At 52.5% G+C, this 14,243-nt stretch carries 9 protein-coding genes; 4 read left to right on the forward strand and 5 right to left on the reverse strand.

What is annotated here, in order from left to right:
* Positions 1 to 6 precede the first annotated feature (6 nt).
* The gene (gene pbpC, locus ACSPJT_RS02960) at positions 7 to 2,319 is read left to right on the forward strand and encodes a penicillin-binding protein 1C (RefSeq protein ID WP_435894881.1); all 2,313 of its coding nucleotides are present in this window, start codon (positions 7 to 9) and stop codon (positions 2,317 to 2,319) included.
* A gap of 250 nt (positions 2,320 to 2,569) precedes the next feature.
* Here the strand turns inward: pbpC and ACSPJT_RS02965 are convergent, their stop codons facing one another.
* From ACSPJT_RS02965 to ACSPJT_RS02985, 5 genes are all read right to left on the reverse strand, one after another.
* Entirely contained in the window at positions 2,570 to 3,634 is a 1,065-nt protein-coding gene (locus tag ACSPJT_RS02965; RefSeq protein ID WP_435894882.1) for a hypothetical protein, read from the reverse strand.
* Between the two features lie 8 nt (positions 3,635 to 3,642).
* Positions 3,643 to 4,314, reverse strand: a complete 672-nt coding sequence (locus ACSPJT_RS02970) for a TPM domain-containing protein (protein ID WP_435894883.1) — start codon at positions 4,312 to 4,314, stop codon at positions 3,643 to 3,645.
* A gap of 172 nt (positions 4,315 to 4,486) precedes the next feature.
* Positions 4,487 to 6,010 (reverse strand): glutamine-hydrolyzing GMP synthase, encoded by a 1,524-nt coding sequence (guaA, locus tag ACSPJT_RS02975; protein ID WP_435894884.1) that lies wholly within the window; start codon positions 6,008 to 6,010, stop codon positions 4,487 to 4,489.
* Between the two features lie 79 nt (positions 6,011 to 6,089).
* The gene (guaB, locus tag ACSPJT_RS02980) at positions 6,090 to 7,544 is read right to left on the reverse strand and encodes an IMP dehydrogenase (protein WP_435894885.1); all 1,455 of its coding nucleotides are present in this window, start codon (positions 7,542 to 7,544) and stop codon (positions 6,090 to 6,092) included.
* 117 nt (positions 7,545 to 7,661) lie between these two features.
* Positions 7,662 to 9,995 carry a hypothetical protein gene (locus tag ACSPJT_RS02985; RefSeq protein WP_435894886.1) on the reverse strand — a complete coding sequence of 778 codons (2,334 nt, stop codon included), beginning with the start codon at positions 9,993 to 9,995 and terminating at the stop codon, positions 7,662 to 7,664.
* A 278-nt stretch (positions 9,996 to 10,273) separates the two neighbouring features.
* Between ACSPJT_RS02985 and ACSPJT_RS02990 the strand changes: the two genes are divergently transcribed.
* Genes ACSPJT_RS02990 through ACSPJT_RS03000 form a run of 3 tightly spaced genes read left to right on the forward strand, consistent with a single transcriptional unit; the run spans position 10,274 to position 14,235 of the window.
* The gene (locus ACSPJT_RS02990) at positions 10,274 to 11,344 is read left to right on the forward strand and encodes an AAA family ATPase (protein ID WP_435894887.1); all 1,071 of its coding nucleotides are present in this window, start codon (positions 10,274 to 10,276) and stop codon (positions 11,342 to 11,344) included.
* Between the two features lie 8 nt (positions 11,345 to 11,352).
* On the forward strand, positions 11,353 to 12,249 hold the full coding sequence (locus ACSPJT_RS02995) for a DUF58 domain-containing protein (RefSeq protein ID WP_435894888.1): 897 nt from the start codon (positions 11,353 to 11,355) through the stop codon (positions 12,247 to 12,249).
* A gap of 33 nt (positions 12,250 to 12,282) precedes the next feature.
* Positions 12,283 to 14,235 carry a BatA domain-containing protein gene (locus ACSPJT_RS03000; protein ID WP_435894889.1) on the forward strand — a complete coding sequence of 651 codons (1,953 nt, stop codon included), beginning with the start codon at positions 12,283 to 12,285 and terminating at the stop codon, positions 14,233 to 14,235.
* Positions 14,236 to 14,243 lie beyond the last annotated feature (8 nt).

The raw sequence follows: 14,243 nt of genomic DNA on the forward strand, positions 1-14,243 counted from the left end.
CCAACCTTGAAAATCCAATTACCAAGCTGGCTTAGGAAGCGCCCGGAACGATTGAGGCGTAAGTGTGGCCTGCTATTGCTCTCAGGCCTGACCGCAGCCTTGGCTGGTTATTTCATCCTACCTTTTGCATTCCCGGTTCCAGACAGCATCGCTTCTGGGCCGAGAAGCTCACTGGTATTGTTAGATAGATATGGTGAACCTCTGGATCACTGGGTAAGAAAAGACTACTACCGCCACCGGACTACCTCGCTAGACGATCTGCCAGATGACTTGGTAAAGGCAACATTGGCGGCTGAGGACAAGCGTTTTTACCAGCACGGGGGTGTCGATGTCAGGGCCACCGCACGTGCGTTACGAGACTCTTGGGAATCGAAACGTTTCGTCTCGGGGGCATCGACAGTTACTCAACAGACGGTCAAATTAAGCTCTCAGAAAGCAAGCCGCACCCTACCGACCAAACTGCGTGAATGCCTCACGGCCCGACACGTGGAAATGATCTATGACAAAGATCACATCCTCACGGCCTATTTCAATCACCTCGATTATGGCAACAGGAGTCAGGGACCACTGCAAGCTGCACGACACTATTTTGGCAAACCGCTGAGTCAGCTATCTCTCGCCGAGTGCGCCTTGTTAGCGGGATTACCACAAGCTCCTAGCCGCCTCAATCCAAGGCGAAACCCCGAGGCTGCCATCAAGAGGCGCAACTGGATTCTTGATAGGATGAGTATCGTTTATCAGATTCCGCCCGAGCGAATTGAAGTGGCCAAAGCCGAACCTCTGAAACTGAATCAAGGTCGCTATGAAACAACAGCCCCGCACTTGGCTCAACTGATGCAGCGGAGTCGCCAAGCAGCAAGGTCACCGGATGAGACACAGGAGATTCGCACCAGCATCTCAGCCACTTTACAGCGCGATGTTACGGCGATCATTCAAGAGCAGATCAAACATTTGCGCGATAAGCATATCCAGCATGCGGCTGTGGTCGTCATTGACAACGCATCTGGTGAGGTGCTTGTGCATGTGGGATCTGCCTTCTACGCACAGCAGAATGGAGGTCAGATCGATGCCGCCCGCACGCCTCGATCCCCCGGCTCGGCTCTGAAGCCATTCACCTATTTACTCGCCTTTGAAAATGGAGGCATGACTCCAGCGACTATCATCGAAGACATTCCCACCCGTTATTCAGACACCCGCGGGGAAAAGCATTTTGTGAACTACAATCGCCATCACCAAGGTCCGGTGACGATTCATCATGCTCTAGCCAACTCACTTAACGTGCCCGCGGTGCGCACACTGAATGCCGTGGGTGGCGCCGACTCTTTGAAAAGTTTATTAGAGAAATTAGGCATCAGCACCTTGGATCAGGATCCGGTCTATTATGGTCTCGGACTGACTCTTGGATCTGGTGAAGTTACCTTGTTAGAACTAACAAATGCCTATGCCTCGTTGGCACGCATGGGTATTTACAAACCCGTGAGCTATCTCGCTGGAACCGATGAGAAACCGCAGCATGTGGCCAGCTACCAATCGTGCTGGATGCTTGCTCAAACCATGACCGACAACTCAGCGCGCTCCGCCGCCTTCGGCCCGAACTCACCTCTCCGGTTCCCCTTTCCTTGCGCAGTCAAAACCGGAACCTCGACTGACTTCCGTGATAACTGGTGTCTCGGATTTACCAAGGATTTCACCGTAGGGGTATGGGCTGGCAATCTGGACAATAGCCCTATGCGTGGCATCTCGGGTGTGAGTGGAGCGGGTCCCATTTTCCATGAAACGATGATGCGATTACACCGTGATCATCGGCCTAAGTGGTTCGCCCGCCCCACCGACATGACGAAATGCATGGTGCATATTCATACCGGCAAGAGAATGACTCAGCAAACTGGAGACACCATCACACTAGACCTGCCAAATGATCGGTTACCACTTGCGTCACAACGGCAGGATTTCGACATCAGAGGAAGAACACTCCTCGATATTCGCTATGCCGACTGGATGACTGAAGAAGGAGATAAAAACAGCTTCGCCATCTCAGAACAAAACACGCAGATGGTGATCAACAGAGAGCCTCTACGTATACTGTCCCCATCACGCGAAGCTCGCTATTTATTAGATCCAGACCTCCCTGGAAATGGTCGATTTCTAAAGCTGGCCACAGATTTCCCAGGAGCGGTCAGCTGGACATGCCCGACGTTGAAAATTGAAAGCATCGAAGGCATTTTCACAGCACAATTAGAACCTGGCGAGCATCTGATTACCATCACCGATGACTCAGGACGAAGTGCGAGCCGCAAAATTATCGTCGAACAGCTCTAAAGAACTTGGCAATACCTGTACAAAGAAAAACAGTCCGACCGGACTAGATCACCAGGAAACCCCCTAACCTGTATGAACTGATGCCAATCGGACTGTCTCGCTCCATTGCTGGAACGACTTGAAATTACCACGATATACATATTCGTAAAGTTTTTATCCGTAATTGAACAAACAATCGAAAAACACGCGTTTTAAGCGATTTCAGGGCAAATTTCGTCTCTAGGGGTCAATTCTATTAGATCCTCTAAAATCACATCCGTGTCAGGTAGTCTGGCACTTGATCTCGCTGGCTCGAAGGTGACCCCTGCTTGTTATGAAATGCGATGACAGCCCCTACTCCGGCACCATAGTCAGCTCCGAGACGGCGCGGTATTTCAAGCACAGGAAAATGGTATTTTCGACTGCGGCGCCAAAGGAAAATAGCCGCTGCGAGAGCCACACAGGAAACTGTAACTCCGCTACCACCGATGACAATGTACGGTAGATAGGGTTTGATCTCCGTGAATGCGCCCGTAGCTGCAGGAGTTTCGGCCTGTGATTTTTTCTCGGCCTCAGTCGTGACTCCCATGGTGTTTCCCTGCGCGACTTGTTCTTTAGCAATGGCACGCTCCATCCAATACAGCTTAATAGACAACTGAACGACAAATGCCTCCACCTGACCAGCTGGTTCTGATTTCTCCATGGCTTTTAGGATAGAGACCTCCAGCATTTTCCGCACTTCCTCGCTGTCTAGCGAGTCTGCACCTTTACCGCCAAAGGCCAGCATGTTCCGTGATGGATTGCCGAGGAAACAAAACACAACAGCCGTCAAATTCGAGTTCGCATAACGCTCCTCAGCCAATGCCTGAAGTGTGTACCCCGCTGGAATTTTTTGCTCAGCATCAAATAGGTAAAGCCTAATATCTACGGCGGAATCCGCGGCATGATATTCGAGGAATCCCTCGCGATCCATTGCCTCTTGCCGACTGAGCAGCTGCTGGGGATCGATCAAATAGGTCTTAGGTGTGGCCGAAAAATAAGCGCTGAGGAATTCCTCGGGAATGACTTCAGGATCATACACTGGCTCGGGCTCTTCTGGAGGAAGTGATGGAACCTCCGGATCTGGTGCCACTTCTGGTAATTCGCTGGCGGCCGAGTCATCAACGAGCAGCCCGGCACCCGCAATGAGCTCACCTTTGCTTAATTTTGCCCGATCCTCTGCAGACCACACGGGTAGTGCCTGCGCCAAGGAAGTTTGTGGAGCCAGCGCAACTAGAAAACATATTGCCACCAGCCATACCAAAGTCGTTTGCTGGGTAAATGGTGGCTTGTCCATTCTCGGGATCATTGCACGTGCTGCTGAAGATGGTTCTCATCGACCGCTGGTCGACGACTCAAGTCCTTGGTGGCCTCATCTTTGCCTGAACGAATACGCTGGAGGATATCCCCCATGTCTTGTTGAGACTGGCCTATGAGACGTTGGTATTTTTCAGGATTCCGATTCGCCTGACGCGAGCGCTTGCGAAGTGATCCTGAAATATTCCCCATGATCGATTTCAAAGCGCGGAAATAATTGCCCTGCAAAAAATGGGGGTGGGCTTTGGACAAGGCGCGAAAAGTGTCCTCCTCTTTAAGATACACGTCGAGCAAGTAACCACTGGCAATGAATGCGGCCTTGGAATTCACATCGACGACTAACAGCACCCCTCCGTCATTCGGTCGGGATAAATCAACGTCCTCAAATGCACCACGGTTCAATAGCCATAGGCCAAACTGGCGGATGTTCGAACGTTCATCGAGGGCGCCGAAATAAACACTGAAAAACAGCTCCGGAAATGTGGCCTCGAATTGATCAAACCACTTCTCCACTTTCTTGCGTTCCTTAAGCCGCAGAACTCCTGCTGAATCACTGAGGCGACGCATGCGCACCTCGCCGGCACCGTAATGGGCATCGAGATCCTGCATCGCAAATCCACAGTGCGGGCACTGTGGAGCACTACGATGGATTCGCTGCACACATCGGGGACATTTCATCTCGCCACTAAGACTAGTGGAAAGCCCCCTATTTTCCAAGCGTAGAAAGTAAAGAAATGTTAATAAAACATAACCTCACAATAGACGCTGCGATTCCAGAGAATCCAGAGATGTTTTACCCCGTCAATTGAGGCCAATTTCCGGAGGAAACGGACTACTCCCACTCGATGCTCGCCGGTGGCTTGGTCGAGATGTCGTAGAGCACTCGGTTGATTCCGTCGACTTCGTTAAGGATACGATTACTGGTCTCACGAAGCAATGCCGGTGGCAGTTCCACCCAGTCAGCCGTCATCGCATCTTCACTGATCACGGCGCGCAGGCTGATTGCCCACTCGTAGCTTCGTTCGTCACCTTTAACACCGACAGTTTTCACAGGAATCAGACCGGCGTATGCCTGCCAGACTTTATCATACCAACCGTGATCCTTCAGACGCGTGATGAAAATATGATCACACTCGCGGATAATGCGGAGTTTCTCTTCGGTGATATCTCCGGGGCACCTGACAGCGAGACCTGGTCCAGGGAACGGATGGCGCTGGAGGATGTCGATGGCGATTCCGAGAGAGGTTCCAAGCTCGCGGACTTCATCTTTGAAAAGCTCGGCGAGAGGTTCTAACACTTTCCCTTGAGCTTGCAGTTCAAGAATTCGGTCGACCCGATTGTGGTGAGTCTTGATCTTGGATGCTTTGGATTTCGCATTGGAAGCCGACTCAATTACGTCTGGGTATAGCGTGCCCTGAGCCAGAAGGTCAGCGTTTCCGACGGTTTCCCAGAAGACATCGATGAACAACCCTCCGATAATCTTGCGTTTTTCCTCTGGATCGGAGACCCCAGCAAGCTTGCTCAGGAAAAGATCAGAGCACTCGACGGTTTCAATTTCCACACCCATGCGGTGGAAGTTGTTACGGACTTCATCGCCTTCATCGAGTCGCATCAGGCCGTGATCAACAAAGATCGCGCGGACGTTGACGCCAGCTTCTTTCAGCAAGACTGCGAGCACAGTGCTATCGACACCACCGCTGACTCCGCAGACGACTTGTTTGTCGCCGACTTTCTTGCGAATCCCTTCTAACATTTCACGTTTGAAATCCTCGATACGGAATTCTGCCAGTTTCCCAGCAGTGAGTAGGAAGTTGTGCAAAATACGGAGACCCTCGTGACTGTGAGTCACCTCAGGGTGGAATTGAATACCGTAGAAGCGTTCGCCCCACTGGAGAGAAACAGGTGTCCCCTCTTTATTGGCTGCAAGCACCTTACAGTCTGCAGGCAGATCACTAACAGTATCAGAGTGGCTCATCCAGACTTGTGATTCGTGGGAAATTCCCTCGTATAATCCTTCGCTGGCAGTGGGCTTCAGTGCAGCCGGACCGTATTCGCGGCGGTTGCTCGATTTCACGGAGCCACCGAACTTGATGTTCAGAAGCTGCATACCGTAGCAAACACCTAACACAGGAACACCGAACGCCTGAAGTTTTTCAAAGTCGATATCCGGAGCATCATCATCGCTGGTGCTCTTGGGGCCACCTGACAAAATGATAGCACCGGGAGTTCCGATGTTAGAGATATCCTCTGGCTCGTAAAGTTTGGCAAAAAATCCAAGTTCGCGCACCCGGCGAACGATGAGTTGGGTATACTGAGAGCCGAAGTCGAAGACGGCTACGTGATTGTTTTCAGTCATGATAAATTTGATAGTTTGGCTAAAAAAAGGAACTGCGTGGCCTATGACGACCACGCAGCTGGATCGTTAGAAAAATAAGTTAGAGGCTAGGTTGGTAATTGACCGGCTCCTCGGTGATGACGATGTCGTGAGCGTGGCTCTCTTTCAAGCCACCGGATGTAATCTGGGTGAATTCAGCTCTTTCACGGAGTTCAGTTAGATTGGAAGCACCGACGTAGCCCATACCTGAACGAAGCCCTCCCATGAGCTGGAACACAACATCGGCGAGAGGTCCCTTATATGGCACCCGGCCTTCGACCCCTTCAGCCACTAATTTCCCAGAACTATTCTGACCATAGCGGTCGCCTGAGCCCTTGCGCATGGCACCGAGCGATCCCATACCGCGGTATGTTTTGAATCGGCGTCCTTGGTAGTGGACGGTAGCGCCCGGACTTTCGCGAGTGCCTGCAAGGATGGAACCTAACATGACAATATCCGCACCAGCTGCGAGCGCTTTGACAATGTCTCCTGAGTAGCGAATTCCACCATCGGCAATGACTGCCACTCCTTTGTCGCGGCAGTAAGACGCCACGTTCTGGATCGCGGTGAACTGCGGCATACCAACGCCCGAGATCACTCGTGTGGTGCAGATGGAGCCTGGGCCAACACCCACTTTGACAGCGGAAACACCGGCATCACAAAGATCCTTAGCTCCTTCTGCGGTGACGACATTACCCGCAATGACAGGCACGTTTCCGAGTTCGCGAAGCTTGCTGATGACCTCCATTACGCGACTGGTGTGGCCGGTGGCGGCATCAATAAAAAGTGCATCTGCGCCTGCCTTGATAAGAGCCTGAGCACGCTCAACGCAATCAGGTCCCACACCCACGGCAGCGCCGCAGCGGAGTTGGCCATTAGGATCTTTGGCGGAGTTGGTGAAAGTAATCCGCTTTTCAATATCAGCTCCAGTGATCAGACCGACCAGTTTCCCAGACGAATCAACAAGTGGCAGTTTCTCGATGCGGTTTTTGTAGAGAATGCTGCGTGCCTCGCGCATGCTGGTTTTTTCAGGCGATGTGACCACACGTTCAAGGGGGGTCATCACCTCGGAAATTCTGGCGGAGTCATCGGCCATGTGGCGGACGTCGCGACCGGTCACCATCCCTTCAAGCTTACCTTCGGCATCAACCACAGGGAATCCGGAGAACCCCTGCTGGTCCATGATGAAGCGGAGTTCACCGACACTTTGCTCTTTTCGCACCGTGTATGGCTCGTGGATGATCGCACTCTCAGATCGCTTGACCTTGGAAACCATCGCAGCCTGATCTTCGATCAAGTTGTTGCGGTGAATCACACCGATGCCGCCTTCGCGGGCCAAAGCGATCGCGAGTTCGGTTTCGGAAACCGTATCCATCGCCGCTGAAACAACGGGAATGTTAAGGCCAATTTTATCAGTGAGAGCCGATGAAAGATCAGCTTCACCAGGAAGCACGCTGCTCATACGAGGGGTGAGCAATACGTCGTCGAAAGAAAGTCCTAGGGAGATCTGCGCCATGAGAGAGTCAATAGACGCGAACGAGCAATGACAAGTGCGAAATACACACTCGATGTGTTTTTTCAGTCACTGGACCAAGAGATGCCTCAACTCCATGAGGCGGTCTCCCCTTTCGAACTATTCCTCCCTGCCGTAGCGATCGCGGAACTGGCGCAGAAGATCTTCCACTTTCTCCTGATCGCCCGAAGTGACGACATGCGGTTTGGGCGGATTCTCGTGAGCCTGACCAAAGGTGCTAGCTGGTGGTTCTGGCTGCGGACTTGCCGCAGGCTGAGCTTGCGGCGGTTGCACCTGATTGGCAACCGGCTGAACTGGCTGTACCGGATGCGCCGGTTGAACAGGAGTCACAGGCTGGAATGGCGACACTGGGTTCGCATCGGTATCAATGCTGAATGGAGAAGCCGCTGGCTGAGAAGACTTTGCGCTGTCTCGCTGTGGGGCCGATGGTTCGACCGGAGTAAAAGGACTGTCCTCAACAGCTTGGATTGGCTCCTGTGGTGGAGTTATTGGCGCGGGCGCCTCGTGCTGTTCACGATTATCAGCGTAGGTGAATGGGGAATCCTGTTGGGCTGGTTCCTCGGTCTTGCTCTCATCGGCAAATGCCCTTGGCTCGGTTACCTGAGCTGCCACTGGTTCACTTGCAGGCTGAACTGGTTCGAACACTCCTGTGGATTGGGGCGCTGTAGGTTCGGGCTGATAATTAAACTGAGCTTCTTCTACATTTTCGAAATATGGCAAACCTTCTGAATCGTCATCCTCATCAGTTTCCTGAGAATCAGCTTCTTGGAACGGAGACATGATCCCCTGCGAGTGATCAGAAGCTACTGGATTAGTCGGAGCTGGTTTATAATCTGCCACCGGCTCAAAAGGACTGGCCATATCCGTAGCCATGTGCCCCGCAGGTTGTTGACTATAAGTTTCGAGTTCCGAAGTCTCAATGGCAGCGGCTGCCGCTGCGGCTGCGGAAATCACATCACTGGTGATTCTTGGCTTAACCTCAGCAGCTGGTTCAGGACTTTTCTGCTCTGCTACTACTTGGGTAAACGGCTCAGTCGGTGCAGGCTCGGGAGCCGTTGATTCAGGCTGCGGACTTGGAGCAGGTTGAGCCTCGGTAGGAGCGGCGGGCGCGACAGGTTCTTGAGCTGTGGTTGGCTGCGGGCTGGTTTCAGCCTGCTGAACCGGTTCTGGTGCAGGTGTTGGCTCCGGAGTAGGTGTTGGGTCAGGCGCTGGCTCGGGCGTTGGCTCCGGAGTGGGTGTTGCAAGAGAGATTGGAGTTTGTGCAGCAGTGGCAAAATCAGAAGTTTGAGATGTCTGACTACCTGTGGCGGGTGCAGATGCCTGCATTTCCAGCTCAGCCCACATATTTGAAGCTTCACGAATCAGACCTCTAGCATAGATGACACCTGTATCGAGATCCATCCGGTCAAGAATCTGATCAGCATGGTCACCAGCACGATCTCTCAGTAATTTGGCAGCCTGCTCTTTGGTCATTGGCTTCAGATCGATCACAATATCGCTTAAACGATCTTTCAGTCCGCAGGGCATGCGCGGCAAGAAAGCGGTCTCCCATACGTCACCATTCACGCTGATGATCAGAGCCAGCTCATTGCAAGATTGATGGAGAGCATTGAGAAATGTTGCGACTTGCAATGCTGCCTCGGGGTTGCTCGAAAAACCTTCAACTTCATCGAGGACTAATACTGGCGATGTTACCAGGCCGGTCAGGTTAAGTAGAGTCACCAGCTTTTCATGCATGTCAGTTTCAACTGCATCGGCACCAAAAACTGTCTCAACTAAAGAACTGTTTCTCGTTGTTTGATCGAGCGGTGCCGAGCTGTAGCGGAACAACAGCTCAACCCACCATGCTACCGGACGGAATCCTGCCTGAGTTCGCTCGGCAAGTTCAGCGGTAAGGCGCGGCCCTAACAGACCGAAGTTGGCTTGAGCCCAAAGGGCAGTCACAGCCTCCTCATTATGAAAATCGAATGTCTCGACCGGGCGCTCCTGCAGAGCTTGCAAGGCACTTTCACGGTCCTGGCTAGGCACCTCACCGGAGCAAACCAGCGGCTCAAGACCAGTGGCTAGAATACGTCGCGCCAATAAATCCAACACGGTCAACCCACCACCGCCCGGAAGGATCCGAGAAAATCTGCGCAACACAGCATCAAGCACGGCTGACGCATCCAAGTATCTGCCCTTGCTCGGCTCGAGTGGAATGAACTCATGGGTGTGGGCCACCCGTTGGTGCAATCTCATCAACAAATGAGTCTTGCCAAATCCTGCGCGTGGCGACCGGAGCAGAACCATACGGCCTCTGTCGCCTGCTCGCGAAGTAAGGGCCTGAGTGAGTAATTCTAGGGCTTCCGAGTTGATGCAGTCAGTGGCTACATCAGGGGCGTGGCCCAGCATTTCAAAAGCGTGATCAAAAGGGTTTCCTGCGGTTTTTGCCATGGTTGGGTGTAATTTTTTAAAGACTGCCAGAATACTAGCAGATGCCAAGCAAGATATTCGCACGGACAAAGGTATCAGTCACTTGTAAAATCGACATTTTACTCCCTCGACAAAATAAATCCCGACCATAGCTTCGCTAAGGTATCAGCAGCGAGACGAAGTTTGCTGACACGAGTTTAACCACGCCGAATCGTGACCCTCTAACAAACAATACATTAGCACACAGCTGACATTCCGAGAACCATTCAATTTCAATCATCGATCAACCAACTGTATTTATGGACACACCGACCACACCTCCCGAAGACACCACCGCCGAGGCTTCCGCACCAGTAGACAGCACCTCTCCAGCCACCACATTACCAGCTGATGACGTTGCGGCCATCGATCATCTGGGCACTGTTTACCAAGCATTCAAAGATGAAATCGGCAAAGTGATTATCGGTCAGGAAGATGTCGTTGAGCAGCTAGCCATTTGTTTGTTCGCTCGTGGTCATGCATTGCTCATGGGGGTGCCCGGACTGGCCAAGACCTTGCTGGTGTCATCCGTTGCAGAGACCATGGATCTGAGTTTCAACAGAATCCAGTTCACTCCGGACCTCATGCCAGCGGACATCACCGGAACCGACATCATTCAGGAAACCGACGCCGGCCACCGTGAGTTCGAATTCATCAAAGGACCTGTGTTTGCCAATCTTGTTCTCGCTGATGAAATCAACCGTGCGCCTGCTAAGACCCAGTCCGCCATGTTGGAGGCCATGCAGGAAAATATGGTGACCGTTCTCGGAAAAACCTATCAACTCGATAAACCCTTCTTCGTATTGGCGACACAGAACCCCGTCGAGCAGGAAGGCACCTACCCTCTCCCCGAAGCGCAGCTCGACCGCTTTATGTTCCTCATCAACGTTGAATACCCATCGCACGAGGAGGAACTTCGTATCGCCCGCGAAACCACGGGCACAGCCAAGAATGCTCTTAATCATATTCTCAACGGAGACCAAGTTCTCGAGTTTCAACAGTTGGTTCGCCGAGTGCCCGTTCCTGATCATATCTACGACTACGCTGTAGAGATTGTGCGCAAGACCCGTCCAGGAACAGAGGCCTCCCCTGACTGGATCGGCGAATACGTCGGTTGGGGTGCAGGTCCACGTGCTGTCCAGTATCTCATTCTCGGAGCAAAAGCTCGCGCTGCACTGAACGGCTCCTACATGGCTCGCCTAGAAGACATCGAAGCGGTCGCGCGCCCTGTTCTCACCCACCGTGTGTTGACTAACTTCGCTGCCGAATCCCAAGGCATGACCGCCGCCAAGGTAGTAGATCGCCTCGTCGCTGAAATGCAGGAAGCGTAGGTCTTATAATGAAATACGATTTCCTAGATCCGGAAGCTCTTTCTCGGCTTGGTGCCATTCCTCTGGAGGCGCGACAAGCGATGACGGGCAATGTCGCGGGCCGACACCGCTCACCTCACCGGGGTTCCTCGGTGGAGTTTGCGGAGTACCGGAAATATGTCCAAGGTGACGATACCCGAAGGCTGGACTGGAAAGCTTACGCTCGTTCTGACCGCTATTATATTAAGGAGTTTGAGGCCGACACGAACCTACGTGCCTACTTTGTGTTAGACGCTAGTGGCTCGATGGGCTTTAGCGCGGAGAACGATGCTCGCATTCAGTTTGCCCGCAAGCTTGCAGCTACTCTCTCCTATTTAATCATCGATCAGGGTGATGCCGCAGGCCTGTCAGTTTGTCAGGAAAAAATTCATATTGAAATCCCGCCAACACGGCGCCCGGCTCACCTCAACCATATGTTTGAGGTGCTTGCAAAGACTCAACCATCCGGGGAAACCGGTCTCGTTGATGCCCTGCACACGATTGCAGAAAAAGTGGCACAGCGGGCTCTCGTGATCATCATGTCTGATCTCTTCTGCGATACCAATGCCCTAGGCGATGCCTTACAGCACCTTCGCTATCGGAAGCATGATGTTGCGGTTTTCCACATGTTGGACAAACAGGAAATTGCATTCGACTTCGAACGACCGCACCGGTTTGTTGACATGGAGGATAAAACTTCCATCGTCGCCGAGCCTACCTTGGTCGCGGATGAATATCGCGCCGCCATGCGAGAATTCATGAAAACCGTGAAGATGAAATGTCACGATATTCATGCTGATTACCATCTCATCACCACCGATCAGGACTACGAGGAAATCGTCCACAATTTCCTAACCAACCGACTTTCCAAAAAAGGCAAAGCCTGACCTGATTTCTTCTGACCTACTTCCTTTCCATCCGTGTCATTCCTTCAACAATCTCTGCTCTGGGGTCTACTCGCTGCGAGTATCCCGATCATTATTCACCTGCTCAACCGCAGGCGTCACCGCACTGTACAATGGGCGGCGATGGAGTTCCTGCTTAAGGCCACTCGTGAGTCTCGTGGTAAGAAGAAACTCAAATATCTGATCATCCTTGCCTGCCGAACCCTAGCGATCGCAGCACTCATCTTCGCCATTGCTCGTCCTTTGGTGGGAGGTTTCCTTGGCTGGGGTGGAGGTAAAGTCGATACCGTCATCCTCATACTCGACCGCTCTTCCAGCATGGAGCAGCAGTCGCCCGGAAGTCGTGAAAGCAAGAGAGCCAGTGCTATAGCCAGTGTTAGGAAATCCCTAACTGAACTCAACTCACCTCGCTTGGTGCTGATTGATAGTGCCAGTGGCAAGGCTCAAGACGTTCCTTCTCCAGATGCTCTGGAAGAACTCAGTTCCACATCGGCGACCGATACCAAGGCATCGATTCCCGCACTAATCTCTACCGCCATTGACTATGTGTTAGAGCGCTCCCCTGGTCGCACGGAAATCTGGGTGGCATCGGATTTACAGCTATCGGATTGGGCTCCGGAAGAAGGACGATGGGAGGCAATTCGCACCGGGTTAAATGACCTTCCCCAGAACACCACGCTGCGCGTTCTGTCGTTAGCTTCCTCACCCACAGACAACTACTCGATCCGCGTTCTTTCCTCCAGACGCAGCGAGGATGAACTTGTGCTCGATCTCGAAATCACACGAACCGATTCAGAGGGCCCAGCTGCAGTTCCAATTACTTATAGTCTGAATGGCACACGCAGTGCAGACAAGGTCACCATCAATGGACAGACCTATCAGTTCCAAAAACGGTTACCTTTGGGAACGCGTGAAGGCACCGGTCATGGGTTTGTTTCCATCCCCGCTGATACCAACCTGCGTGATAACGTTTCCTACTTTGCCTATGGTGAAGATGCTCCATCGAAAACGTTTCTAGTCACCGAGGGTGGCGAGTCACCTGATTGGCTAGAGCTCGCTGCCGCTCCACCGGGATTTGATCGCAGTGTCGCCACTCGCGTCGCAGCTAACAGCGCACACCAAATCGACTGGGCTAGCGCCACTCTTGTCATCTGGCAGGCTCCCCTCCCCGAGGGAACCATCGCGGAAGAATTCACCCGCTACCTGGAGTCCGGAGGCGCGGCTATCATGTTCCCTCCTCGCGGTGAATCCACCACCAATTTCCTTGGCCTTACCTGGGGAGAGCAAACGGTCGCGCCCAAGGGCCAGTATTTCATTATCCCTGAGTGGGATCAAACAGACGGACCTCTACGAAATGGGCTTGAGGGAACACAAATTCCTGTGCCCAAACTAAAAGCCATCAAACGGCGCGAAATTGTAGGTGACGCAACGACGCTGGCTAGTTGGGACGATGAAAAAACCTTCCTCGCGCGAAAAGTAATTGGTGATGGAAGTGCCATTTTCGCCGCCACGCTTCCCGACTATACTTGGTCTAACCTCGGCGATGCGGATGTTTTGCTACCTGTCGTTCAACGCATGATCGAACTGGGAGACAAACGTTTCGGCTCGGCTTTTGCCGCCATCACAGGCAGTCAGAAATCGTTAGTGGCCGATGGTGAAACGCGCACACGTCTCGACACACATTCCAAATCCACAAGTAGCAATGCGCCTTATGAAGCCGGTGTATGGAAGCTGGGAGATCGCCTTCTCGCCGTTAACCGTCCGAAATCCGAAGACCAATGGCAAATTCTCACCAACGCCAAATTAGACACCGTTCTAGAAGGAGTTCCCTACAAGCTCTTTGAAGATACCGGTGAATCGGAATCACTTGCGCGCGAAATCTGGCGAGCTTTCCTCATCGCCATGCTAGTATTCCTCATCACCGAGGCGATCCTTTGTTTGCAACCCAAACTGAAAAAAACTCAGTAACTCAGCCA

This window comes from Oceaniferula spumae (assembly GCF_042849255.1).
GTDB classification, from domain to species: domain Bacteria; phylum Verrucomicrobiota; class Verrucomicrobiia; order Verrucomicrobiales; family Akkermansiaceae; genus Oceaniferula; species Oceaniferula spumae.